A 23,812-nucleotide genomic window follows, 5' to 3' on the forward strand; every position below is an offset into this window, starting at 1 on the left:
TTAGTTCTCGAAAATATCTGCGCGTTTGAACGCGCTGGAAAGGGCATCGGCGGTCTGGCCGATGGTCGGGCCATTAGCGCGGACAAATTCGCGCACATGCTCGCGCTGCACCGGTGTGCCGGCGTCGGTCAAGGGAATGACATAAGGCGCGACCACCTCGGTTTCGCGCGCCTTCCATTCGGCCAGCGCCGCATCCGCCTGCTCATCGCTCAGGCGCGCAGCATGGGCGGCATCCTCAACCCAGCCGGTTTCGGAAAACCAGATGGTCAGGCCGTCTGTCAAGCGATTGGCGGTCAGTAACTTCATGCGTTGATCCTGAGGGTCTCGGTAATGACGGCCGCAGCCGTATCCTGATAAAGCGCGGCGACTTCGCCGATAATGACGAGGGTCGGGCCTTTGGGTGGGTTGGCGGCGATGGCATCTGCCAAAGCGCTGAGATGGGTAAGTGTGCGTTTTTCGTTCGGACGAGTGCCGTTTTCTATGATCAGGGCCGGTGTATCGGGCATCCGGCCATGGGCCATCAGCTTGTCGGAAATGATCTTCGCCGTGGCGACGCCCATATAGACCACCAGCGTATGATGCGGGGCGGATAGCGCCGACCAATCGAGCAGCAGCGGGTTATTATCCGGATCGCCATCCTTGGCGTGACCAGTGATGAAGGTGACGCTCTGGGCGTGATCGCGGTGGGTCAGGGGCACGGCCGCCGAGGCCGCGCAACCGAGCGCCGCCGTAACGCCTGGCGTGATATGGACCTCGATACCGGCGGCGCGCAGGGCTTCGACCTCTTCGCCGCCACGGCCGAAGACGAACGGATCGCCGCCCTTGAGTCGCACGACACGGCGGCCCAAGCGAGCCTGTTCGACCAGCAGTTCGTGGATTTGTTCCTGCGGCACGGAGTGGTTCGAACGTTCCTTGCCGACATAGAAGCGATCGGCATCGCGGCGCGCCAGGTCCATGATGCCGTCCCCCACGAGACGATCATAGACAATGACATCCGCCTCGGAGAGCAGGCGCAGGGCTTTCAGGGTCAGCAGTTCGGGATCGCCCGGACCGGCCCCGACGAGGTTAACCACACCGGTGCGCGGGGCATTGACCGAGGGTGAGCGCCAGGGCCACGGCCTCATCGATCTGGCCCATGCGCGCCAGTTCAGCGGCCGGCGAGGACAGGATGTTTTTCCGTGCGCGGCGGCGATCGTCCGTGTTCGGAAGAAGTGCGCGCAGGTGGGGTGACAGGGCGGTGGCGAAGGCGGCGACCTCGGTCTCCGAAGGCGGCACGGCGGCTTCGATCTTGCGACGGGTCTCTCTAGCCAGCACCGGCGCGGTGCCGCCGGTGGCGACGCCGATGCTCAAAGTGCCGCGGTCGATAATGGCCGGCACATGGAAATCGGAAAGGTCGGGAAAGTCGACCACATTGAGTGGCGCGCTGGAGGTTCGGGCCAGGGCGGCGCCTTTTTCGGCTAGTTGGCGATCCTCAAAAGCGACGATGATCAGCGCGGCGTCTGCCAGTTCGGCGGCTTCCGGCCAGCGCGGCAGGGCCCCAATACTATCTGGCGCCAGATCGGCCAGCGGCGCGAAAACGGTCACTTTCGCCGGCGTGCGATTGAGCAGGGTCAGCTTGCGGATTGCCCACGCGCCAGCGCCGATCATGACGACCTGACGGTTTTCCAGCGGCCATGACAGGGGCAAAGCAAGCATATGAGCCAAACCAAAAGAGGGACCATACAATATGATCCCCTCTACAGCCTCTTATTTAAGGTTTTGCGCCCGCGAAATAAAGCGATGGTTTGTCGTGCGAGGGTTTAGGGGCGCTAAACGGCGCTTAATGACTGGCGCCGTCCCATTTGGTGATCTTGAGCGCATCGAGGTCAATGGCCGGAATGCAGCGCAGATTGATGCAGCGCATGGGCTTGCCGTCCGGTCCCTGGCCTTCGGAATAGGGGGCTATGCCGCAGGTCGAGCAGAAATGGTGATGCAGGCGGCGGGTATTGAAATTGTAGGTCGAAACGCCCGATTCCGGCGTTTTGAGTTTAAAGGCGTCGGCCGGCACAAAGGCCAGCAGCCCGCCGCGCCGCCGGCACATCGAGCAGTTGCAATCCAGCCCCTCATTGAAATCGCCCTCGACCTCAAAGGCGATCTGGCCGCAATGGCAGCTTCCCTCGTGCAGCATGATGTGTCTCCTTTGGTGGGAATCTTGTCTGGCAGGCATAAGAAAACAATGCGGGAGACAACCGGTCGCAGCGACCCGACCCTGTCAGTATGCTATAAAGCAGCCATGAGTTCAGAACGCGCCCTTGCCGCCCGCCAGAAAATCCGCGCTGATGCCGCTGCCATCGGCGTGGACGAAGCCTTTATCTCGAATCTAGTCGATGAATTTTACAGCCGTGTCCGCGTCCATCCGCAGCTTGGGCCGGTGTTCAATAATGCGGTCGATGACTGGCCGGATCACCTGGCCAAGCTGAAGCAATTTTGGGAGTCGGTGGCGCTCAATGCCGGGGTCTATTCGGGCCGGCCTATGCAGGCGCACCTGAAGGTTAAATCCATCGAACCGGCGCATTTCGGCGAATGGCTCTATCTGTTCGAACAGACCCTGCGCGATATCGCGCCAACGGATGAGGCCGTGGAATATTTCATGGTCCGCGCCAACCGGATCGGCGAGAGTTTGAAACTAGGGCTGTTTTTCAGGCCGTAAGTGATGTTATTTTAGGCTTTTGGTTTTAATAACTTTTGAGCCTAGTTTAGCGTTCGCTTAGCGTCCGGCAGATCAAGTGAGAAGGTCGGGATGATGACCTTCAGGGGCCGACCGTCTTCATTCTCAAACATATAGTAGCCGCTCATGGAACCGGAGGGGGTGCTTAACGGGCAGCCGGAGGAATAGCTGAAGCTTTCGCCGGGCTTCAGCACCGGCGTTTCGCCGACCACGCCGGGGCCATTGACATATTCGACATGGCCGCGCGCATCCATGATCGTCCAGTGACGGGTTTTGAGCTGCATCGTCTCGTCGCCGCCATTGATCAGGGTGATGTGATAGGCCCAGACGTGGCGCATGTCCGCCCCGCGCCTGTGGGCCTCTGGCGGCACATATTCGACCTCGACGCGGACGATGATATCGTGGCTGGTGTGCTGGTAAAACATGTTTATCGCTTGCTCACTCGGATAAGCTCTCTTAAATGGTGCGCCCGATCATGAAAAGAGAATAGCGCTCTGATGTCCCTGAAACCCGTTCCCGCCGACCAGCCCGAACCGCAAGGCATACTGCCGATGCAGAGCCTGGCGGCGCTTGTCGAACAGGGCGCGGTGATGAGCACCTCCGCGCTTGACGACAACCAGATCCAGCCCGCCAGCATCGACCTGCGCCTGGGCGACCGCGCCTGGCGGGTCCGCGCCTCCTACCTGCCGCGCGCCCGCACCGTGGCCGATCGCCTGCGCGACGTGCAGATGCACGAGATGGACCTGACGCGCGGCGCCGTGTTTGAATCGGGCTGCGTCTATATCGCCGAGTTGAAGGAAAGCCTGAACCTGCCCAGGGGCATTTCGGCGCGCGCCAACCCGAAATCCTCCACCGGCCGGGTCGATGTCTTCGTACGCCTGCTGACCGATTACGGCGTGGCCTTCGATGACGTGGCGGAGGGCTATTCCGGCCCGCTCTATATCGAGATTGCGCCGCAGACCTTTTCGGTGCTGGCGCGTTCCGGCACGCGGCTCAACCAGTTGCGCCTCAAGCGGGGCGTGTCGCCCAAGTTGCGCACCTCGGATTGCGGCGTCGACCTGACCGGCGAACTGGTCGGTTTTCGCGCCCGCCGCCATGCCGGCATCATTGATCTCGATCATATCGACGGCCACGATCCGAAGAAGTTCTGGGAACCGCTTTATTATGCCGGCGGCGAACTGCTGCTCGATCCGGGCGAATTCTATATCCTGGCCTCGAAGACCGATGTCGAAATCCCGGCCATGGAGGCAGCGGAAATGCTGCCGATCGATCCGGGCGTCGGCGAGTTCCGCGTCCATTATGCCGGCTTCTTTGATCCCGGCTTCGGCACGGCGGAAGCGGCCGGTACAGGCTCAAAAGGCGTGCTGGAAGTCCGCTGCCACGAGACGCCCTTCCTGCTGGAAGACGGCCAGACCGTGGCGCGGCTGGTTTATGAGCCCCTGACCGCGCGTCCGGACAAGCTTTACGGACAACTGGGCTCGAACTACCAGAAGCAGGGCCTGAAGCTGAGCAAGCATTTCAAGCCCTGGTAGCCTGCGCTACTTTACGATGTCGTCGACTGTATGACGGGTCACATCGTGATAGCCGGGACGCGCCTTCGCATAGACGGCCTTGGCCATATCGACGCCCCAGCCTTCCTGCGCCATCAGGCTCTTGAACAGCGGCACCACGAACTTCCGGCGCCCCTGCCCGGTCAGGAAATTTTCCAGCGCCGGCATGGCGGGCTGGTAATGATGCTGGATCGCCAGTTGCAGCCAGGCAAACAGGATTTCCGAATTGTGCGTTTTTGAAAAGCCATAGGCGTCGTCAAGCTGCGTCATCTGTTCGACCGTCAGGGTCTCCGGCAGGTGCGTCAGGAAATACTGCCACTGCGGCGAACTGTAATCCGCGACCTTCAGATCCTTCGCGGGCGTACCTTCGGTAAAGGCCAGCACCTGGGCCGATACCTCGTCCAGCAGGGCCGAGGTCGGGGCCACGGCATTATCCGGCATTCCCTTGTCATAAAGCCACTGATGGATCTTCAGGCTCTTTTCGAGGTCGGCGTCATTGTGCAGTAAATGGGTACGCAGGTCGATGACGAAGGCATCCGTCGTCATGCTCTGGAAGGCATAACGCTGGAAATAACCCTTGAGATAGGCATCCAGTTTCTTGCGGCCGAAATGGGCCTCCAGCATCCGGAGGAAGGCGGCGCCCTTTTCATAGGGCACATCGCTGAAATAATCGTCCGGATTGATGCCCTTGAGGTCAGGGTGCAGACGGGTGAAGTCGGGATTGGCCGCCTTGCTGCCGGGTTCGGTCAGGTCTTTCAGCGTGCCCTGCAAATCCTGCCAGCCGAGGACGCGCAGCATGTCGGCGCGCTCCTTGCCATAGACCTCTTCCATGATCCGGCCCTCGAAATAGACCGTGAAGCCTTCGTTGAGCCAGAAATCCTCCCAGGTGGCGTTGGTGACCAGATTGCCCGACCAGCTATGCGCCAGTTCGTGCGCCACCAGCGAAACCAGCGACTTGTCGCCGGCGATGACCGTGGGGGTTGCGAAGGTCAGGGTCGGGTTTTCCATGCCGCCGAAGGGGAAGGACGGCGGCAGGACGAGCACGTCATAGCGGCCCCACTGATAGGGACCGTAAAGTTTCTCGGCAGCCTCAAGCATGGAATGCATGTCGCTGAATTCACTGGCGGCGGCGGCCAGCGTTGCCTTTTCGGCATAGACGCCGGTGCGCGAGCCCTCGGCCTTGAAACCGATATCGCCGATAGCGATGGCGATCAGGTAGGGGGCGATCGGCTTCTTCATGTCGAAGCGGAAGGCGCGCTGGGCCGGATGACCGGCCACCTTTTCGCCTTCGGGCGTCAGGCGATCGGCGCTCATCACCGCCACCAGATTGGACGGCACGACAATGCGCGCGCTGTAGGTCTGGCGGATGGCGGGACTGTCCTGGGTCGGAATCCAGGTGCGGGTGTGGATTTCTTCACCCTGGCTGAAAACGAAGGGCAGCTTCTTGCCGGCGGTCTGTTCGGGCGAGAGCCATTGCAGGGCGGTGCCGTCCTTCGTCGTGGCATAATGGACGACGATCTTCTGCGCGCCCTGCGGCAGTTCGATGGTCAGCGGCTTGCCCATCATGTCGTTGCCCTTGCCCAGGGTGAATTTCAGCGGAGACCCGGAGGCATCAGTCACCGACTGGATATCAAGCGCGCGGGTATCGAGAATGACCTGCTTGGCATTGGCCTCGGTGACGAGGGTGAGCGTCGCCGTGCCCTTGAGAATCTTCTGGTTGAAGTCGGCGGTCAGGTCGAGATCGACATGGCTGACACGCGCCTCCTGCGGGCGGGCGTAGGAATGGTCATCGACCGTTTTGGCAACGATGGCCAGGGGGCGGCGGCTTCATTGTCCCCGGGGGTGCAGCCAGTTATCATCAGGCCGGCAGAGAGGGTCAGGGCCGCTATCAGGCAGGTGATCAGACCGATCGGTTGTCTGGCAGCTTTGGTTGCGGCTTTGGCAATCCTCGAAAGAGCGGGCATCGATCGGCATCCTCGGGTAACTGGCGCCGTTGTTCGGCGCGCCTCTATTAAACGGGAAAACCCGTCTTCACACAACTGTGAAAATAGCACAAGAGCCGCGTGCAAAGGTCACACGCGGCTCTTGACGATTCAGGGGTTTGGCCCCGGTTTACGAACGCGAACGACGCTTGAACTGGGCGCCTTCGCTGCGGGCCTTCGGGGCTTCGCTGTAATGCGGGTTGGCCGGTTTGAAAGCGCCCTTGGAGGCGCCAGCCTTGGCATTGTCCTTGCGGCTGGACGGACGGGCCTTGTTGCGTTCCTGGGTGGGGCGATCAGCTCCACGATCATCACGCGGGGTGTATTCGCGCGGACGTTCAGCATGGACATGCTCCGAACGCGGACGATCATAGCTGCGTTCAGCGCGCTCACCGTATTGGCCACCGCGCGGGGCATTACGGTCAAACGGCTTCTTCTTGCCGAATGGCTTCTTTTCGGCACGCTTCTCGAAGAAGGCATCGGTATTAACCGGCGCCGGACGCTCGGCAGCCATCGGATCATAGGCCGTCGGGCGAGGACCGAAATCCTTTTTGCCACCCGGCTTCTTGCCGAACTTGCGGTCGGCGAACGAACGGTCACCGCGGTCCGTCCCCTCGGCATTGGACTTGCCCGGACGGTTGCGGCTGCGCTTATGGACGTTTTCGGCGTGCGGATCGATATGACGGGCTTCACGCTTGACAGGGATACGGTCCGGAGTGGTCGGTTTTTCAGCCACGCCCGAAGCCAGCATGGCCTCGTCGAGCAACTTCAGCGCCTGGTCCTTGCGGCGGTCGAACGACGGAATGCGCTGACGGGTCATGCGCTCGATATCCTTCAGCATCTTGCGTTCGTCATCCGAACAGAAGCTGATCGAGATACCGCTCTTGCCAGCACGGGCGGTACGGCCGATACGGTGGACATAGGCCTCTGATACGTTCGGCAGCTCGTAATTGATGACGTGCGAGACGTCATCGACATCGATGCCGCGCGCGGCGATATCGGTGGCGACCAGGGCTCGGAGCTTGCCGGCCTTGAAGGCTTGCAGCGCCCGTTCACGTTGGCCCTGCGACTTGTCGCCGTGGATGGCAGCGGATTCGATGCCGCCGGCCTGGAGATAGGCGGCGACCTTGTCGGCCGAACGCTTTGTGCGGGTGAAGACGAGCGTGCGCGACAGCTTGTCTTCGACATAGAGTTCGGTCAGCAGGGCGCGCTTGCGCACGGCCTCGATGTAGAGGACGGTCTGTTCAACGCGCTCGGCCGTGGTGGCCTCCGGCGTGATCTCGACCTTTTTGGGCGCGTTCAGCAGTTCGGAGGCCAGGATGCCGATTTCCTTCGGCATGGTGGCCGAGAAGAACAGGTTCTGGCGCTTGCCCTTGATGCGCGAGGCGATCTGTCGGATCGGCTTGACGAAGCCGAGATCAAGCATCTGGTCGGCTTCATCAAGCACGAAGAATTCGACCGTGCTGAGATCAACCGTCTTCTGTTCGATGTGATCGACAAGGCGGCCCGGTGTGGCGACCAGGATATCGAGGCCGCCATTCAGCGCCTTATATTGCGGGCCATATTTCGAGCCGCCATAGATGGTGGCGATCTGCAGGCCGGTGCCGCGCGAATATTGCTGGAAGCTTTCGGCAATCTGCGAAGCCAGTTCACGGGTCGGCGACAGGACGAGTACGCGCGTCTGGCGCGGCGCGGGCATCTTGCGGTCGGACAGGAGCTTTTGCAAAATCGGCAGGGCGAAGGCGGCCGTCTTGCCGGTGCCGGTCTGGGCGATGCCCAGCAGGTCATGGCCATCGAGCAGGATGGGGATGGCTTGGGCCTGGATCGGGGTGGGCGTGGTGTAGCCGGCTTTTTCAAGCTGGATCAGCAGGGTGGAGGCGAGGCCGAGATCGGAAAAGAGTTTGGTCACGTGTGTCTTTCATGTGCTTCGGGCATCACGAAAGCACACGCCTTCGCAACGGCCCTTACCCGCAACTGGCCCATGCCAGTTCGGGAGTTGAGGGTCGAAGCGTTCGCGTGTCACGGACTTCGGTCATTTTTATAGATGGCAGATCGCCAAAATGGCGGTCTTAAATCACTGGCGGTATGTACTGGTTTGCGCGCAGTTTATCCGAAAAATGCACAATGACATTGCATGACACTTTATCGGACTACGCGTAGACGAAGCATACCTCACGCGGCCAGCGCCCGATATATAGGGCAGCGCATAAATTCCTGAAAATTCGAGAAAATGCGCAGAGAGCGTAAAAATATTCATTACGCACAGGATCAATCCCTGTGCGAGGCGAGACCAATGCCCTTTCATAGGCGGAAAGTCAAGTCCGACCTCGCTGCACCGCAAAACAAATATCCACAATCTGTTGCGCCGCCGGCATCCCTTTTGTGGACTCACTCATTTTTTATAAACCAAAGGCGCCTATGGTATTGGCCAACAGCGTAGTCATACGCGAAAACCCGCAAGCCGCCGCGTTAACGACGGCCGGGTGAGTGCCCAGTGATCCTTTAGTGCCGCGTATGCGTATGCACCATGTGCCCGTCACATGGCCCTCTGCCCATTTCTGCTTTCAGGTTGATCATGACCCCGCCTATCCGCCGCCCCGCCCCGCCCGTTACCGCAGCCCAGCCTGCGCCGGCGCGGCCGTCGGTAGAGGTCATCATGCCGGATCAATATGCCGACCGCCGTTCCGAACCCCGGACCCAGTGCGATGATCGCGGCGCCATGCTGTTTCTTTCCAGCCACCAGGTGATAAATTGCCGCATCCTGGACCAGAGCGCCAGCGGCGCCCGTGTCGCCATGGAAAACCTGGACCATATCCCGGCTGAAATCTGGCTGATCGACCTTGACACCGGCATGGTCAAGCGCGGGTCGCCTGCCTGGTCGATGGCCAACCGCATGGGGCTGAAATTCAACTTCATCCAGAAGATGACAGATGATGGCAAACGGCCAGCCAAGGTGCCGCCTGAAGTCTTTGACGCCTGGGTGCGCCTGAGCAAGGCCACCGGCACACCGGAAGAGGACCCGGACGATGACGTTCTCTATTTTGACTGATCATGTCTGAAAACCGACAAAGAAAAAATCCCGCAAGACATAATGTCTGCGGGGTTTTTTTCTACATCAGGGAGCGGAACTTCAAAGTTCCGTTGACGGCTTTGAGTTCCTCCAGCGCTTCCTTCGGATAGCCCTTGTCGACATCGACAATGACGTAGCCCAGGGTTTCGTTGGTCTTCAGGTGCTGGGCCAGCACGTTCAGGTCGTACTTGGCCATGATGGCGTTGATTGCCGCCATGACGCCCGGCACGTTCCTGTGCAGATGCAGGAAGCGGTGACGGCCGGAGACTTCCGACAGGGCCACATGCGGCATGTTGACCGAGAAGGTGGTATCGCCGCGATTGAGGAAGCCCAGCAGGCGCTCGGAGGCGAATTCGGCGATGGCTTCCTGCGCCTCTTCCGTGCTGCCGCCGATATGCGGGGTCAGGATCAGGTTTTTCAGACCCATCAGCGACGATTCAAACGGATCGTCATTGGTGCGCGGCTCCTGCGGGAAGACATCGATGGCGGCGCCGTAAATCTTGCCCGATTTCAATGCCGCCGCCAGCGCGTCGATATCGACGACATGGCCGCGCGACAGGTTGATGAACAGGGCGCCGTCCCTCATGCGGTTAAACTGCGCCGCGCCGAACAGGTTCTTGTTGTCGGCCCGGCCGTCGACGTGCAGCGATATGATGTCGGCCTCGGCCAGCAGGGCATCGAGCGAGCGGTAGCGTTTGGCATTGCCGAGGGTCAGCTTTTCGGCGAGGTCGAAATAGATGACGCGCATCCCGAAGGCTTCCGCCAGGATCGACAGTTGTGAACCGATGGCGCCGTACCCGATAATGCCAAGTGTCTTGCCGCGCACCTCATGGGCGCCGGTGGCCGACTTGTCCCACTTGCCCTTGTGCATGGCGATCGACTTATCGGGGATATTGCGGGTCAGCATGACGATCAGGCCGATGACCATTTCCACCACCGAGCGGGTGTTGGAATAGGGGGCGTTGAAGACGGCGATGCCCTTTTGCGAGCACGCCTTGAGGTCGATCTGGTTGGTGCCAATGCAGAAGGCGGCCACCGCCATCAGTTTGTCGGCGGCCTCGACGGCCTTGGCGGTCAGGTTGGTCTTGGAGCGCAGGCCGAGAATATGCACGCCCTGCAGCGCCTGGATCAGGTCTTCCTCGTCGAGCGCGCCCTTTACGGTGGTGACGTCATAGCCTTCCTCGCGGAAGGCGCGCACGGCGTCGGGGTGGATGTTTTCCAGCAGCAGCACCTTCAGCTTGGAGCGCGGGAAGGAATAGCGGCCCTGATAGCCTTCGGCGTGCAGCACCTCATCGAACGAGGCGGCGGTCAGGCTGGTGTCGCCATTGACGGCGGCCACCACCTTGGGGCGCACCACGTTTTCGGTGAAGGCGTAGAAGCGTTCGGCGGCGCCGCCCTTGTAGACTTCGAAATCGGTCCAGCCGTCGCCGACCATGGCGACCGCGCCAGCGACGCCAAGGCCGGTCAGGGCCACGACCTTGCCGCCATCCTGCGACAGGGGGTTGGCCTGGTCGACGCCCACAGCCGCGCCGTCTTCATTCCAGATCAGGCGGTTGGCCAGCACATATTCCGGCTCGATGCCGTAATCGGCGACCACAGCGTCGATGAAATCATGGAAGCCGCCCGAGATAATGCGGAACTTACCGGGGTTCTCGGCGAACACCGCCTTGTTGCGGATCACCGAAGCGCTGACCTTGGTCTTCAGCACCTCGACCAGGGCGGCAATATCGTCACGCGTCGGCTTGAGCAACTGGACACGGCGGTTAAGCGCCTCGGCGAAACTGATCTCGCCGGACATGGCCTGATCGGTCAGGGTCTTGATCTGGGCGACATCGGCATGGCGGGCGGGATCGGCGGCGGAAAGCAGCTCGGCCAGAACATCCAGCGCCTCGACCGAGGTAAAGGTCGAGTCGAAGTCGAGAACGACAGTGGCCAGGTTCGGTTGAGGAAAGCTTGCATTCATAGCGGTCACGCCCATTTAAGGGCGGAAACAGGCCATCGGGCCCACCGCCCACTTCAAAAGATGCGCCGCAAATAAGACAAAAGTGCCCCCCGCACAACCGCCTTCGCCATTTATTATGGCATGTGGCGGCTTAATTCTTTAAACCTGTAGACGAATGACCGCCAAACCTGCCAAACCCGTAAAATCTGAAACCAAAACCTCTGATTTCCTGCGCGATTATATGCCCGAACTTATTGACCCCACCGAAGACTATTCCGCCCGCTTCGTTATCGAAGCCCATCCCGTGCATGGGCGGCTGGTCCGTCTGGGGGAAACGCTCGACCAGATACTGAAGGCGCACGACTATCCGCCGCAGATCGCCAACCTGCTGGGTGAAGCCTGCGTCCTGGCCGTGCTTGTGGGCGCCTCGTTGAAATTCGAGGGGCGCCTGATCCTGCAGGCGCAAGGCGACGGCGTGGTGCGCTATGTCGTGGCCGATTACGACACCAAGGGCGGCCTGCGCGGTTTCTGCCGCTTCGATCCGGAAGAACTGGCGACGCTGGTGGCGGCCAATGAGGGCAGCTTCCAGAGCCTGGGCGCCCAGGCCCTGCTCGGCAAGGGCACCTTCATCATGACGCTCGACCCGGAAAACCACGGCGAGCGCTACCAGGGCATCACGCCGATCGAAGGCGAGAGCCTGGCCCTGTGCGCCGAGACCTATTTCCGCCAGTCGGAGCAGGTGCCGACCCAGATCAAGCTGGCCTGTAGCGAGTTTGCCGGAGAGGACGGTCCGAACTGGCGCGCCGCCGGCGCCATGATCCAGGCCATTGCCGGCGACGCGACCCGCGGTGATACCAAGGACTCGTTCCAGCATATCCGCGCCCTGTTCGAAACCCTGGGCGAGGAAGAACTGACCGATTTCGACCTGCCGGCCGACCGTTTGCTCTATCGCCTGTTCCACGAGGACGGTGTGCGCCTGAGCGCGGCCAAGTCGATACACAAGCTTTGCCGCTGCACGCAGGAGCGCGTCGAGGGATTGGTGCAGTCGTTTAGCGACGAAGAGCAGGCCGAAATGCTGGAGGCCGATGGCCGTGTGCATATCACCTGCGAATACTGCTCGAAGACGTTTTTCGTCGGGCTGTAGTCCACTCAAAGCTGCGATTGCGCTTTTAAAGAACGATGTTACTGTGATTTCACCGGCCGGAGAAAACAGGACCGGGGGAATCTAGGGGAAACATCGTGAGCAAAGCGCCTGACATCTGGATCAGCGACCGTGCGCGCATGTCACGCAGAACCGTGATGAGCGGGGCGACAGCGGCCGTTTGTCTTCTTGCACACCCGACGCTTGCCCAGCAGGTCAGTACGCCACCGGCAGATACACTGGACGATCATGATGCCGCCGCCCTCGCCGCCCGGACGGATGACGCCGATCACCTCAGCATAGAGGTCATGGTCAATGACCAGGGGCCTTATCACTTCGTTGTCGATACCGGCGCGGAAAGCTCCGTGGTGGCCGATAATGTCGCCCTTGCATTGGGCCTGCCGCCGGGCGCCTCGGTCGTGGTCGATGGTTTTTCCCGGCGTATACCGGCACAGACAGTCCATGTCGAAAGCCTGGCCTTCGGTCCCTTCCAACGCAAGAGCCTGACCCTGCCCGTCCTGCCGCGACAGTATCTGCTGGCCGATGGCTATCTCGGCCTTGACGCCATCAGCGACAGCCGCGTCACCTTTGATTTTGCCGGCAAGACGCTGAAAATAGAGCAGCCGCGTGACAAAAGCAGCCGTCATCCCCGGCCCGGCACCTCCACGCGCCTGTGGGCCAGTGGTTCTTCCGGCCGCCTGCGCGTTTCCGATTGCCTGGTTGATGGTGTCCGGGCCACGGCCTTCATCGATACCGGCGCTCAGGTTTCGGTCGGCAACCGGGCGCTGAAGGCGGCGCTGGCCCTGCGCGGCGGCCTGCAAAATCTGGGACCGCTCATTCTAAATGGCGTGACTGGCGGCGAAATTCTCAGCGAGGTCATCCCGGTTTCCCTCATCAAACTGGAAGACCTGTCCTTCACCGATTCCCGGCTGGCGATCGCCGATGTGCCGAGCTTCGATTCCTGGAACGTGCATAACCGCCCCGGACTGCTGATCGGCATGAACTTCTTGCGCCAGTTCGCGGCCGTGACGATCGACTATCGCCAGAAATCCATCCGCTTCGAACTGAGCGAAGCGCCGCCCCTGCCATCTCCAGGCGTACGGATAAACAGCCATGTCTGACGCTTTTACGCGCCGGAGCTTCGCGGCCGGCGGCCTGGCCCTGACCGCTTCCCTCCTGCCCGGCGGTCCCGGCTGGACCCAGACCATCACGGCCAATGCCTCCCTGCAGAAGCCCGATTCCGATCAGGATGCAGCCAGTCTCGCTGCACGCACCGACGCCAGCCAGCATCTGACCATAGAGGTGATGATCAATGGCCGGGGGCCGTATCATTTCGTCATTGATACCGGCGCCGAACGCACCGTCATCGCCGATACGGTAGCTTCGGCGCTGGGTCTTCAGCCGGGCGGCAACGTTACGCTGGAGGGTATCGGCGGACGGATCACGGTGACAACCGTCCATGTCGATCGCCTGACTTTCGGACCGTTTTTACGAGAAGGTCTCAACCTGCCTACCCTGCCGCGCGCCAATCTGTTCGCCGACGGCTACCTTGGCCTCGACGCCATAAATGGCAGCCGCGTGACCTTTGATTTCCGTAATCGCGCCCTGAAGATAGAGCAGCCGCGTGACCATGCGCCACAGGACTCGCAGGGTATCGCCAGCGTCCGCGCCAGAGGCAAGAACGGCCGGCTGCGTGTTTTCGACTGCCTGGTGGACAGCGTGGCAGCGGTTGCCTTCATCGATACCGGCGCCGAAGTTTCCGTTGGCAACCTGTCGCTCTACAACGCCCTGAAAAACCGCAATAGAAACCTGTACAGCACTGCCCGGATGACCCTGACCGGCGTAACCGGTGGCGAGGTGACCGGCGACGTCATCCCCGTCGGCCGGATCCGTCTGCACGACCTGTCTTTTACCAATGGCACACTGGCAATCGCCGACATACCTGACTTTTCCATATGGAAGGTCGCGCAGCGCCCCGCCCTCTTGATCGGTATGGACTATCTGCGCCAGTTCGCGGCGGTAACGATCGACTATCGCAATAAGGAAATCCGCTTCGAGATCAGCCTTGCGCCGCCGCGACCGACCCCCGGCGTGGAGATCGACCATACAGCTTGAATTTCAAGAATGATGATGCTCAAACTAATCACTGAAAGCGATTTTGTGAGTTCAGATGAAGCATGCAAACTTAAAAGCCAGAATGACGTTTTCGGTAATACTGGCTCTTATGATTGGAGCGGCGAGTTCGATATTATTCCTGCATATCGGTTTCGAAGAGAATGCTCAGGGCGAATATTATGACCCACTTACGAAGGTTATAGACCTGCCTTATACTGCAGAAATGTTTGTTATATTCTTTTTGCCGCCAGCCCTATTGTGCTTTATGGCAATGTTCATAATATCCGCTTACTTTTTCAAAAAATAAAATGTTTTGGCAAGCAGACCAGTAAGTTTGATCAGTTCTGCATGTCCAGGGAATAGCCAGCCGAACGCACCGTCCGGATCGGGTCGAACTGGTCGCCATTATTCAGTGCCTTGCGCAGGCGGCCGACATGGACATCGACCGTGCGGGCCTCGACATAGACGTCATTGCCCCAGACGGCATCGAGCAGTTGCTCGCGCGAGAAGACGCGACGCGGATACTGCATCAGATAGTCGAGCAGCTTGTATTCCGTCGGCCCCAGATGGATATCGCGGCCGGCGCGCTGGACGCGATGCGACAGGCGGTCGACGGAGATTTCACCGAACTCGACGCGATCTTCCGAAAGCGCCGGCCGGATGCGGCGCAGCACGGCGCGGATGCGCGCCATCAGTTCGACCATCGAAAACGGCTTGACCACATAGTCATCGGCGCCGGTATCGAGACCGCGGATACGGTCGGTTTCTTCCGAGCGCGCCGTCAGCATGACGATTGGCAGGTTGCGGGTCGAAGCCTGCTGGCGCAGGCGGCGGCAGACTTCGATACCGGATACCTTCGGCATCATCCAGTCGCAGACCAGCAGGTCCGGCGCACGCTCCTTCACCATCACAAGGGCTTCGTCGCCATCGGTGGCGACCCCGACATCATACCCTTCCTTCTCCAGGTTGTAGCTGAGGAGGGTGCTGAGGGCGTCTTCGTCTTCGGCAACTATGATGTAGGGCTTCATGCGTCTCTGCGGCGGTTACGGGTTACTGGTCCAGATTACTGGCTTTGGGGCGGGATTCGACATAGTCCTCACCGGTCAGCTCGTAATTGATATGCTCGGCCATATTGGTGGCGTAGTCGCCGATGCGCTCTAGGTTCTTAGCCATGAAGAGCAGGTGCGTACAGGCCGAAATGGTACGTGGATCGCCCATCATGTAGGTGAGCAGTTCGCGGAAGAGGGCGTTATAGTGTTCATCCACCTCGGTATCCGAAGACCACACGCTTTGGGCCAGGTCAACCTTGCCGGACTTGTAGGCATCCAGCACATCGCGCAGACGCGACGAGACCAGCTTGCCCATGCGCTCGATCGAACGGGTGAGCGGCGTCATGGGCTCGGCTTCGGAAATGACAATCGAGCGCTTGGCGATATTCTTGGCCAGGTCGCCGGTGCGCTCCAGCGCCGTGGCCAGCTTCATGGCGGCCACGGTCTTGCGCAGGTCGTCGGCCATAGGCTGGCGCAGGGCGATCAGACGGATGCACTTGCGCTCGACATCCTTTTCCAGTTCGTCGAGCTTGTGGTCGCGGGCCACAACGCTCTGGGCCAGGGCGACATCGCGGCGGGCCACGGCTTCAACGGCCTCAGCCACCTGCGCCTCGGCCAGGCCGCCCATGAGCACCACTTCGGCGGACAACTGGTCCAGTTCGTCGCCATAGGTCTTGACGATGTGGGTATTCATCTTGAACGACACCTTTTGAATTCCTTGTTCCTGATAGCCGACGCACGACGCCTGATGCCGGGAACTATAGCCCCAATAGGCGTATTTTGTGACAGTTTTATAATGCGGGTTGCTTTTTTTATGCGCTCAGGCGCCGCGCGGGCTTACGCGCAAACATGCGCGGCGGGCGGTCGCCCTTGCCGACCGGCTATACCGGTCGGAGGACTTTATCCTAGCCGGCATCTTTCATCGGCACAGCGTCACCAGTGACCAGACGCGGCGCATCGGCAACCCCAAAAGCGCGGGTCTGCGGAAAATAGGCACTGAAGGCGGTAAAGGTCTGGGGCGCATGGGGGAGGGCTGTCACCTTACCGTCACGCTCAAGAATATCATCTTCATTGGCCGAGACCGCCCCCTGACTTTCGACCACCAGTCCGCCGCGATGGCGGTTGATGATGTGCTTGACGATGGCCAACCCCAGGCCGGTGCCCAGCTTGTCGCCGCTCTTCTGGCCTTCGACGCGATAGAATCGCTCGGCCAGGCGTGGCAAAAATTCCCTTTGATTCCAGGGCCTTCATCGCGTACCGTGACGCGCGCATAATATTCATGCACATTGCGGTCAGGGCGCAGCAAAACCAGTTTGGCAGCTTGTTTGTCGTTCAGCGACATCGCCTGCGGCAGGGTAACATCGAAGCACACCGTGATGCTGACCTCCGAGCCTTGCGGCGCATATTTCAGCGCATTATCGGTGAGGTTCTGCACCACCTGGAGGATCTGGTCGCGGTCGCCGATGATCGGGAACAGACCGGGCCGGGGCGCATCGATGCGCAGGCGTATGCCCTTCTGTTGGGCCAGCACGCTAAGGCTGTCCACCACATCGCGCACGGCCAGAGCCAGGTCCGCTTCGCCTGCAGGCGGCACATGTTCGCTCATTTCGATGCGCGACAAGGAGAGCAGATCGGCGATCAGACGCCCCATGCGATCGGCCTGGGCGCCCATGATTGTCAAAAATCTGTCACGCGCCTGCTCGTCATCGCGCGCCGGACCGCGCAGGGTTTCGATAAAGCCGGTGATCGAGGCCAGGGGTGTGCGCAGTTCGTGCGACGCATTGGCGAGGAAATCGGCGCGCATCCGCTCCATGCGGCGGGCATCGGTCTCATCGCGGATCACCAGAAGCGCCAGACGCTGGCCATCATGTGCCTTTTCCATCGGCAGGGGGCGGAAAAGGCGCGCCAGAACTGGTCGCGCGCGCCACCGCTGGTCTCGAAATCGACCGAGCCGGTTATGCCGCCGAAGAGGGCCTCGTCGACATTTTCCAGCACTTCCGGCACACGGATGGCCCCGACCAGCGGCCCGCCATCCGGGCGCAGATGAAATACGGTCTGGGCGGCGTCATTGGCGAAGATCACACGGCGCGCGGCGATATCATCCGGTTCGTGGCCGGAAACGATCATCACCGGGTCAGGCACGGCGCGCAGAACTTCCTGGAAACTTGGGCCCAGTGGCTGCACCTTGTTCTGCTTTTCCGGGGCTTTCAGCGCGCGAATCTTCTCCTCGGCATCACCAAGCAGGACCAGATAACGAATGGCGGTATAGCCGATCACCAGCAGGGCCACGATGATGGTCAGCAGGTGCATTGGCGGCAGGAAGGCCATAGCGACCAGGATCGCGCAGCCAATAACGGTGCCGACCGGGACGAACTTCCAGACGCTCTGACGCTTTTCCATTTTGTACCCAAACCTCGCGGCGTTCATCTTATGACTTAAAGAACGTCGTGTTTATAGCGATTTGACGACAGTTTGGTGACCTGGCCGTAAACAGGCGATTAATCGGCGTACTGACAAGTTTGAGGGCAAGTTATGGCCGTGTTTGCCCGTCACCGCGCACCACATATTTGAAGGTCGTCAACTGATCGACGCCCACCGGCCCGCGCGCATGAAGGCGGTCGGTCGAGATGCCGATTTCGGCGCCGAAGCCAAACTCGCCGCCATCGGCATATTGCGTCGAGGCATTCCAGACGACGATGGCGGAATCGACTGCGTTGAGGAAGGTCTCAGCCGCTTTCGCATCCTCGGTAATGATCGCCTCGGTATGGCCAGAACCATAGGTCTTGATATGGGCGATGGCCTCGGCTTCGTCCTTCACCACCTTCACCGAAAGGATCGGCAAGAGGTATTCCGTGCGCCAGTCGTCCTCCGTGGCGGCCGACATCGGATAGATGGCCCGCGCCTTGTCATCGCCGCGAAGCTCGCAGCCGGCAGCTTTCAGAGCCTCAGCGATGGGCGGCAGCAGTTTCGCCGCCACGGCCTCGTCGATCAACAGGGTTTCGGTGGCGCCGCAGACCGAGACGCGGCGCATCTTGGCATTCAGGGTCACCTCCAGCGCCTTTTTCGGATCGGCGGCGGCGTGGATGTAGGTGTGGTTCAGCCCTTCGAGATGGGCCAGCACCGGCGCGCGCGCCTCGGCTTGCACCCGTGCCACCAGCGACTTGCCCCCTCTTGGGATAATGAGATTGATCGCCTTGTCGAGGCCACCGAGGATCAGGCCCACGGCGTCACGGTCGGAGGTCGGGACAAGCTGCACGCAATAGTCCGGCAGGCCCGCGGCGCGGAAGCCGTCCTCGAAGGCGGCATAGATGGCCAAGGCCGAATTGAGCGCTTCCGAACCGGTACGCAGGATGGCGGCATTTGATGAGCGGATGCACAGAGCGGCGGCATCGGCCGTCACGTTCGGGCGGCTCTCATAGATGATGGCGATAACGCCGATCGGGGTCGAGACGCGGGCGATATCGAGACCGTTTGGGCGTGTCCAGCGCGCCAGTTCGCGCCCGACCGGATCGGCAAGAGCGGCGACCTCTTCCAGACCTTTCGCCATGGCTTCGACCCGCGCCGGATTGAGGATCAGGCGCTCGATCATGGCATCGGTCAGGCCCTTGTCGCGGGCGAATTGCTGGTCCTGTGCGTTGGCAGCGAGGATCTGCGCTTCACGCTGGCGGATCGACTTCGCGGCTTCGAGAATGGCCTTTGTCCGCGTCTCCGGTCCAGCCAGACGCATGGCCTCCGCACCGAGCTTGGCTTTGTGTGCCATGTCGGTCATCAGGTCATTTAGAGATACGGCGCTCTGGTCGTCCATCGGGCGGCTCCTTGTTACTCAAGGGCTATATAGCGCAAATGCCGTAAATTACGACCGTTTCATGCGATATTACTCAAGCGCCCGAAAGCATCAAGATTGTTGAGTTCGCAGCTTTGATCTGTATTCGCGCAGAGCACGACCTATAATAAATGCAAGGGAAAGAGCCACAATTTGTGCAATTACGTAAAACGATACAGCGTCACCGAGTGGGTAAACCCTGCCGTGAGCGGCCAGCTTTGCAGCTTCGGTGGCACTTTCGCACCAGACTAAAATAGCAGGCACTAACACAAGAACGGCGATAGTGACCCAAGCGACGCGTTTCGCCGCGAACGCAATTGTCAGAGCTGCAATCACTATCCAGACTACAATTAATAAGTACGGATGTGTCATTACAGGCCTATCACACCAGCGCCATATCATCCCGATGGATGACTTCATCCCCTGACGTATAGCCTAAAATCGCTTCAATGTCGCGGCTGCCCCGACCTCGGATCAAGCGGATCGCTTCGGCGGAATAGGTGACTATCCCCCGCGCCACTTCCGTGCCCGCCGGCGAGACAATCGATACGCTGTCGCCCTTATCAAACTGGCCGGCGACCTCGACAATCCCTGACGGCAGCAGGCTTTTGCCATTATGCAGCGCCCGCACGGCGCCGTCATCGAGCATCAATTTGCCGGCGGGCACCACCGTTCCCGCAATCCACGCCTTGTAGGCCGCGCCCAAGCTGGCCTGCGGCTTGATCAGGGTGAATTTGGTAAGATTGGCCAAGGGGCGCACCACCAGGCCGGAGGCAATCAGCGTGGCGCAGCCAGCCGAACCGGCGATCTTGGCGGCGGCGATCTTGGTGGCCATGCCGCCCGTGCCGACGCCCGCCTGCGCATTGGCGCCACCGGCCATGGCCTCGATGCCGGCATCGAGCTTTTCGACCAGCGGAATGTGTTCGGCCGCGGCATTGCGGCGCGGATCGTCCGTATACAGACCATCTATATCCGACAGCAGGACCAACGCCTCCGAGCGCACCAGTTGTGCCGCCCGCGCGGCCAGGCGGTCATTGTCGCCATAGCGGATTTCCTCGGTCACCACCGTATCGTTTTCATTGACGATGGGCACGCAGCCCAGATCAAACAGGGTATCGATGGTGGCGCGGGCATTTAGCCAGCGGCGGCGTTTTTCGGTATCCTCGCGCGTCAGCAAAACCTGCGCGGTTTTCAGCCCCACTGTCTGAAAGGCTTCCTCCCAGGCGCTCATCAGACGCGGCTGGCCGGCGGCGGCGGCGGCCTGTTTCTCATCGAGCTTCAGCTTCTTGCGCGTCAGGCCGAGATAACGGCGACCCAAGGCGCCTGCGCCCGAAGACACCAGCAGGACCGACTTGCCCTCAGCCATCAGCGCCGCGATATCCTGCGCCAAGCCGCGCATCCACGGCGCATCGGCCACGCCTGAGGCGGCATCGACGATCAGGGCCGAGCCGACCTTGATGGTGATGCGCTTCGCCGATAGCAGGACATCGGGCAGCGATTTAATGACGTCGGGTGACATGAGGGTCTTTATCTCAGCGGCTTTAGATGTTAACTCGCGCGCTTCTTAACGACAATGCGTGCGCTTGCGCAAGTCCTTACGTTATTTGGCAAAATTGGTAACAAAATGAACTATATAGGCACCCGTGGCTTCCGCGAACCCCGTACCTTCGCCGGCGCCCTGCTCGATGGCCTGGCGCCCGATGGCGGCCTCTATGTGCCCGAAACCTACCCGACACCTGATTTCGACCTCGTCGCCGCTGCCGCCGGCGATTACGGCCTGCTCACTGAAAAGCTGCTGACCCTGTTCGGTGTCGATGTGCTGGGCGCGGACGCCGTGCAAAAGGCCGCCGCCCGCACGAAAGCCGCCTTCCTCAATGAGGCCGGCCAGACCCCGCTGGTTCAGGTCGAGGACAATCTGTGGATCTTGGAGCTGTGGCATGGCCCGACGCTCGCCTTCAAGGATATGGCGATGCAGATGATCGCCCCCCTGACCGACGCCGCTTTGGCGCAGACTGGCGAAAAGCTGACCCTGGTGACCGCCACTTCCGGCGATACCGGCGCCGCCGCCGTGCGCGCCTTCGCCGGTTCGGAGCATGTCAGGCTGGTGGTCTTCCATCCGCTCGGCCGCGTGTCGCCGGTGCAGCGCCTGCAGATGACGACGGTCGAGGCTGATAACGTGCTGAATATCGGTGTCGAAGGTGATTTCGATGACTGCCAGCGCATGGTCAAGCGCCTGCTCGGCGAAGAAGAACTGAAGCAGAACGGCCTGATTTCAAGCGTAAATTCGATCAACTGGGGCCGTCTGCTCGGTCAGGTGCCCTATTATCTCGCCGCCGCCGCCGCTTCCGGCGCGGACAAGCCCGAATTCGTGGTCCCAACCGGTAATTTCGGCGATGCCTTCGCCGGTTGGGTCGGGCGCAAGATCGGCGGCAATGTCGGCCACATCCACGCCGCCGTAAACCGTAACGACGCCCTGGCCCAGGCCATCAATACCGGCCACTATGTCCGCCACCAGGCGGTCGAGACCGCATCGGTCAGCATGGACGTGCAGGCGCCGTCGAATTTCGAACGGCTCGTCTTCGAAGCGTCGAACCGTTCCGCCGAAGGCACAAAGGGTGTGTTCGATAACTTCAACGCCACCGGCAATGTGCATCTGTCCGGAGACCTGCAAAACGCCCTGCGCGCCCAGGTCACCGCCTCGACCATCAGCGAAGAAGAAACCGCGCAGACGATCAAATATGCCCACGACACATGGGGCAAGGTCATCTGCCCGCATACCGCTGTCGCCGTGGCCGCTGCCCTGAAGCGAAACGACGGCCAGCCGATCATCGCGCTCTCGACCGCCCATGCCGCCAAGTTCCCTGAGTTCGTCACCAAGGCGCTCGGCTTTGCGCCGGAGGTGCCGGAAGCCATCCAAAAGCTGCATGGCCAGCGTGAGACCATCCAGTCAATCCGCAATGATGAATTCGCGGCGCTGGAGGCGGTGAAGGCTTTCGCCCACGGTTGATAAAAAGCGCCCGTGACCTGGGCCACAGACGCTTTTTCTACCCCTTCACGCAGACGACCTGCTTGAGGGTATGGACGATTTCGACGTGGTCGGCCTGAGCCTTCATCACCGCGTCGATATCCTTGTAGGCGGCCGGGGTTTCGTCGATCACCTCGGCGTCCTTCCGGCATTCCACGCCGACCGTGGCCAGGGCGTGGTCTTCCAGAGTGAACCGCCGCTTGGCTTCCGCCCGAGACATCGCCCGCCCGGCACCATGCGAACACGAACACAGGGCGTCGGCCGCTGCCTGGCCATCGATACCCCGCACGATAAAGGACTTTGCCCCCATCGAACCAGGAATAATGCCCAGCGTTTCCGGCGTGATCCGCACCGCGCCCTTCCGGGTCACGAGCACGTCCGAACCGAAGTGCCGCTCGTGCGCCACGTAGTTATGGTGGCAGTTGACGGCCTCGCAGTCACAGGTGAACCACTTAGGCACCGACACCGACAGGGCTTCAAGCGCCGCCGTCATCATCAGTTCCCGGTTGGCCCGCGCGAACCGCTGCGCCCAGGAGACCGCGCCCATATAATCGCCGAACAGGTCGGAACCTTCCGGCAAATAAGCCAGGTCTTCGTCGGGCAGGTTGATGTACCACCGCTTCATTTCGTGCTTGGCCCGTTCGATGAAGTACGAACCGATCCGGTTGCCTATGCCCCGCGAACCGGAGTGCAGCATAATCCAGACAGCATCGCTTTCATCGAGACAGACCTCAACGAAGTGGTTGCCGGTGCCAAGAGTCCCCAGATGGTTCTGCGCCCGCGACGCGCCCTGCGAAATCTTCGGGTGCTTGTCGACGATCTTTTTGCAGTTCGCCGCTCAGGCTCTTGAAGATTTCTGTCTGCGCCTCCGGCACTTCACCCCAGGCACCCCGGTCGTTGCGGCCGCCATTGTCGGTCCGGCCATGCGGAATCCGTTGCTCGATCGCCGTCCGCAGGCCCGACAGGTTGTCAGGCAGATCAGCGGCGTTGAGCGTGGTCCGCACAGCCATCATGCCGCAGCCGAGATCGACGCCCACGGCGGCTGGAATGATCGCGCCCTTGGTCGGAATGACCGAACCGATGGTGGCGCCCATACCCCAGTGAACATCCGGCATGATGGCGACGTGCTTATGAATAAACGGCATGGCGGCGATATTATCGAGCTGTTTGCGCGCCTGATCCTCAACCGCCACACCGTCGATCCATGCCTTGATCAGGCCACCTCTGGCCCCTTGAAAGACTTGCATGTCTTTCCCCTTTCTATGTGATTATCCCGGATTTTAGAGATGAAAAAGCCCTTTTGACCGGGTCAAAAGGGCTGCATAAAAGCTAGAAATCAAGCGATCCTAGTCTTTTATCAAAAAGCCCTGTCCACGGTAGCTCCAGTTGCGGAGGGTTTGTGGGCGTAGCG

Annotated in this window: 22 protein-coding genes and 1 pseudogene; 7 read left to right on the forward strand and 16 right to left on the reverse strand. The window is 60.8% G+C overall.

Annotated features, from left to right (window positions below; translation table 11 throughout):
• From NVV72_06980 to NVV72_06995, 4 genes are all read right to left on the reverse strand, one after another.
• Positions 1-306 (reverse strand): DUF2849 domain-containing protein, encoded by a 306-nt coding sequence (locus NVV72_06980; protein MCR6659083.1) that lies wholly within the window; start codon positions 304-306, stop codon positions 1-3.
• The gene (cobA, locus tag NVV72_06985; GenBank protein MCR6659084.1) at positions 303-1,124 is read right to left on the reverse strand and encodes a uroporphyrinogen-III C-methyltransferase; all 822 of its coding nucleotides are present in this window, start codon (positions 1,122-1,124) and stop codon (positions 303-305) included. The genes NVV72_06980 and cobA overlap by 4 nt, the downstream gene beginning before the upstream one ends.
• Complete coding sequence (locus NVV72_06990) at positions 1,066-1,695, reverse strand: bifunctional precorrin-2 dehydrogenase/sirohydrochlorin ferrochelatase (GenBank protein ID MCR6659085.1); 630 nt, start codon at positions 1,693-1,695, stop codon at positions 1,066-1,068. Before NVV72_06990 ends, cobA begins: the two co-directional genes overlap by 59 nt.
• Before the next feature lie 124 nt (positions 1,696-1,819).
• Complete coding sequence (locus tag NVV72_06995; protein MCR6659086.1) at positions 1,820-2,167, reverse strand: GFA family protein; 348 nt, start codon at positions 2,165-2,167, stop codon at positions 1,820-1,822.
• Between the two features lie 105 nt (positions 2,168-2,272).
• On the opposite strand from NVV72_06995, the gene NVV72_07000 reads away from it, so the two are divergent.
• Positions 2,273-2,689 carry a group III truncated hemoglobin gene (locus NVV72_07000; GenBank protein MCR6659087.1) on the forward strand — a complete coding sequence of 139 codons (417 nt, stop codon included), beginning with the start codon at positions 2,273-2,275 and terminating at the stop codon, positions 2,687-2,689.
• A gap of 41 nt (positions 2,690-2,730) precedes the next feature.
• Here NVV72_07000 and apaG read toward each other — a convergent pair whose 3' ends face one another.
• Complete coding sequence (apaG, locus tag NVV72_07005; protein ID MCR6659088.1) at positions 2,731-3,132, reverse strand: Co2+/Mg2+ efflux protein ApaG; 402 nt, start codon at positions 3,130-3,132, stop codon at positions 2,731-2,733.
• A gap of 72 nt (positions 3,133-3,204) precedes the next feature.
• On the opposite strand from apaG, the gene NVV72_07010 reads away from it, so the two are divergent.
• Complete coding sequence (locus NVV72_07010; protein MCR6659089.1) at positions 3,205-4,239, forward strand: 2'-deoxycytidine 5'-triphosphate deaminase; 1,035 nt, start codon at positions 3,205-3,207, stop codon at positions 4,237-4,239.
• Positions 4,240-4,245: 6 nt separating this feature from the next.
• On the opposite strand, the gene NVV72_07015 is transcribed toward NVV72_07010, so the two are convergent.
• The gene (locus tag NVV72_07015) at positions 4,246-5,967 is read right to left on the reverse strand and encodes a M1 family metallopeptidase (protein MCR6659090.1); all 1,722 of its coding nucleotides are present in this window, start codon (positions 5,965-5,967) and stop codon (positions 4,246-4,248) included.
• Positions 5,968-6,369: 402 nt separating this feature from the next.
• Positions 6,370-8,145, reverse strand: coding sequence for a DEAD/DEAH box helicase (locus NVV72_07020; GenBank protein ID MCR6659091.1), 1,776 nt, complete (start codon positions 8,143-8,145; stop codon positions 6,370-6,372).
• Between the two features lie 666 nt (positions 8,146-8,811).
• Between NVV72_07020 and NVV72_07025 the strand changes: the two genes are divergently transcribed.
• A complete protein-coding gene (locus NVV72_07025; protein ID MCR6659092.1) occupies positions 8,812-9,285 on the forward strand; it encodes a hypothetical protein in 474 nt (157 codons plus the stop codon).
• A 61-nt stretch (positions 9,286-9,346) separates the two neighbouring features.
• Here the strand turns inward: NVV72_07025 and serA are convergent, their stop codons facing one another.
• A complete protein-coding gene (gene serA / locus NVV72_07030) occupies positions 9,347-11,269 on the reverse strand; it encodes a phosphoglycerate dehydrogenase (protein MCR6659093.1) in 1,923 nt (640 codons plus the stop codon).
• 220 nt (positions 11,270-11,489) lie between these two features.
• Here serA and NVV72_07035 point away from each other — a divergent pair, with 220 nt between their 5' ends.
• The 3 genes from NVV72_07035 (at position 11,490) to NVV72_07045 (ending at position 14,504) form a co-directional block, all read left to right on the forward strand.
• Complete coding sequence (locus tag NVV72_07035) at positions 11,490-12,392, forward strand: Hsp33 family molecular chaperone (protein MCR6659094.1); 903 nt, start codon at positions 11,490-11,492, stop codon at positions 12,390-12,392.
• Between the two features lie 95 nt (positions 12,393-12,487).
• A complete protein-coding gene (locus NVV72_07040; GenBank protein MCR6659095.1) occupies positions 12,488-13,510 on the forward strand; it encodes an aspartyl protease family protein in 1,023 nt (340 codons plus the stop codon).
• The gene (locus tag NVV72_07045; protein ID MCR6659096.1) at positions 13,503-14,504 is read left to right on the forward strand and encodes a retroviral-like aspartic protease family protein; all 1,002 of its coding nucleotides are present in this window, start codon (positions 13,503-13,505) and stop codon (positions 14,502-14,504) included. The genes NVV72_07040 and NVV72_07045 overlap by 8 nt, the downstream gene beginning before the upstream one ends.
• A 338-nt stretch (positions 14,505-14,842) precedes the next feature.
• Here NVV72_07045 and phoB read toward each other — a convergent pair whose 3' ends face one another.
• The 7 genes from phoB to proB all read right to left on the reverse strand — a co-directional run bounded on the left by phoB (position 14,843) and on the right by proB (position 20,895).
• Positions 14,843-15,532 (reverse strand): phosphate regulon transcriptional regulator PhoB, encoded by a 690-nt coding sequence (gene phoB / locus NVV72_07050; protein MCR6659097.1) that lies wholly within the window; start codon positions 15,530-15,532, stop codon positions 14,843-14,845.
• A gap of 22 nt (positions 15,533-15,554) precedes the next feature.
• Positions 15,555-16,247, reverse strand: a complete 693-nt coding sequence (phoU, locus tag NVV72_07055; protein ID MCR6659098.1) for a phosphate signaling complex protein PhoU — start codon at positions 16,245-16,247, stop codon at positions 15,555-15,557.
• 211 nt (positions 16,248-16,458) lie between these two features.
• Positions 16,459-16,593 (reverse strand): hypothetical protein, encoded by a 135-nt coding sequence (locus tag NVV72_07060; protein ID MCR6659099.1) that lies wholly within the window; start codon positions 16,591-16,593, stop codon positions 16,459-16,461.
• Positions 16,590-17,435, reverse strand: a complete 846-nt coding sequence (locus NVV72_07065; protein ID MCR6659100.1) for a HAMP domain-containing histidine kinase — start codon at positions 17,433-17,435, stop codon at positions 16,590-16,592. The genes NVV72_07060 and NVV72_07065 overlap by 4 nt, the downstream gene beginning before the upstream one ends.
• On the reverse strand, positions 17,393-17,953 hold the full coding sequence (locus NVV72_07070) for a PAS domain-containing protein (protein MCR6659101.1): 561 nt from the start codon (positions 17,951-17,953) through the stop codon (positions 17,393-17,395). Before NVV72_07070 ends, NVV72_07065 begins: the two co-directional genes overlap by 43 nt.
• Positions 17,954-18,083: 130 nt before the next feature.
• On the reverse strand, positions 18,084-19,358 hold the full coding sequence (locus NVV72_07075; protein MCR6659102.1) for a glutamate-5-semialdehyde dehydrogenase: 1,275 nt from the start codon (positions 19,356-19,358) through the stop codon (positions 18,084-18,086).
• A gap of 400 nt (positions 19,359-19,758) precedes the next feature.
• Positions 19,759-20,895 (reverse strand): glutamate 5-kinase, encoded by a 1,137-nt coding sequence (gene proB, locus NVV72_07080; GenBank protein ID MCR6659103.1) that lies wholly within the window; start codon positions 20,893-20,895, stop codon positions 19,759-19,761.
• A gap of 105 nt (positions 20,896-21,000) precedes the next feature.
• Between proB and thrC the strand changes: the two genes are divergently transcribed.
• On the forward strand, positions 21,001-22,383 hold the full coding sequence (gene thrC / locus NVV72_07085; protein MCR6659104.1) for a threonine synthase: 1,383 nt from the start codon (positions 21,001-21,003) through the stop codon (positions 22,381-22,383).
• A 37-nt stretch (positions 22,384-22,420) separates the two neighbouring features.
• Here the strand turns inward: thrC and NVV72_07090 are convergent.
• A pseudogene (locus NVV72_07090) lies at positions 22,421-23,648 on the reverse strand (RtcB family protein).
• Positions 23,649-23,812 lie beyond the last annotated feature (164 nt).

Source organism: Asticcacaulis sp. (genome assembly GCA_024707255.1).
Lineage (GTDB): Bacteria > Pseudomonadota > Alphaproteobacteria > Caulobacterales > Caulobacteraceae > Asticcacaulis.

Coding starts and splice junctions, on each gene's coding strand:
- NVV72_06980 (MCR6659083.1), bottom strand. CDS start 306: ATGAAGTTACTGACCGCCAATCGCTTGACAGACGGCCTGACCATCTGG.
- cobA (MCR6659084.1), bottom strand. CDS start 1,124: ATGAGGCCGTGGCCCTGGCGCTCACCCTCGGTCAATGCCCCGCGCACC.
- NVV72_06990 (MCR6659085.1), bottom strand. CDS start 1,695: ATGCTTGCTTTGCCCCTGTCATGGCCGCTGGAAAACCGTCAGGTCGTC.
- NVV72_06995 (MCR6659086.1), bottom strand. CDS start 2,167: ATGCTGCACGAGGGAAGCTGCCATTGCGGCCAGATCGCCTTTGAGGTC.
- NVV72_07000 (MCR6659087.1), top strand. CDS start 2,273: ATGAGTTCAGAACGCGCCCTTGCCGCCCGCCAGAAAATCCGCGCTGAT.
- apaG (MCR6659088.1), bottom strand. CDS start 3,132: ATGTTTTACCAGCACACCAGCCACGATATCATCGTCCGCGTCGAGGTC.
- NVV72_07010 (MCR6659089.1), top strand. CDS start 3,205: ATGTCCCTGAAACCCGTTCCCGCCGACCAGCCCGAACCGCAAGGCATA.
- NVV72_07025 (MCR6659092.1), top strand. CDS start 8,812: ATGACCCCGCCTATCCGCCGCCCCGCCCCGCCCGTTACCGCAGCCCAG.
- serA (MCR6659093.1), bottom strand. CDS start 11,269: ATGAATGCAAGCTTTCCTCAACCGAACCTGGCCACTGTCGTTCTCGAC.
- NVV72_07035 (MCR6659094.1), top strand. CDS start 11,490: ATGCCCGAACTTATTGACCCCACCGAAGACTATTCCGCCCGCTTCGTT.
- NVV72_07045 (MCR6659096.1), top strand. CDS start 13,503: ATGTCTGACGCTTTTACGCGCCGGAGCTTCGCGGCCGGCGGCCTGGCC.
- phoB (MCR6659097.1), bottom strand. CDS start 15,532: ATGAAGCCCTACATCATAGTTGCCGAAGACGAAGACGCCCTCAGCACC.
- phoU (MCR6659098.1), bottom strand. CDS start 16,247: ATGAATACCCACATCGTCAAGACCTATGGCGACGAACTGGACCAGTTG.
- NVV72_07065 (MCR6659100.1), bottom strand. CDS start 17,435: ATGGAAAAGGCACATGATGGCCAGCGTCTGGCGCTTCTGGTGATCCGC.
- NVV72_07070 (MCR6659101.1), bottom strand. CDS start 17,953: ATGGAAAAGCGTCAGAGCGTCTGGAAGTTCGTCCCGGTCGGCACCGTT.
- NVV72_07075 (MCR6659102.1), bottom strand. CDS start 19,358: ATGGACGACCAGAGCGCCGTATCTCTAAATGACCTGATGACCGACATG.
- proB (MCR6659103.1), bottom strand. CDS start 20,895: ATGTCACCCGACGTCATTAAATCGCTGCCCGATGTCCTGCTATCGGCG.
- thrC (MCR6659104.1), top strand. CDS start 21,001: ATGAACTATATAGGCACCCGTGGCTTCCGCGAACCCCGTACCTTCGCC.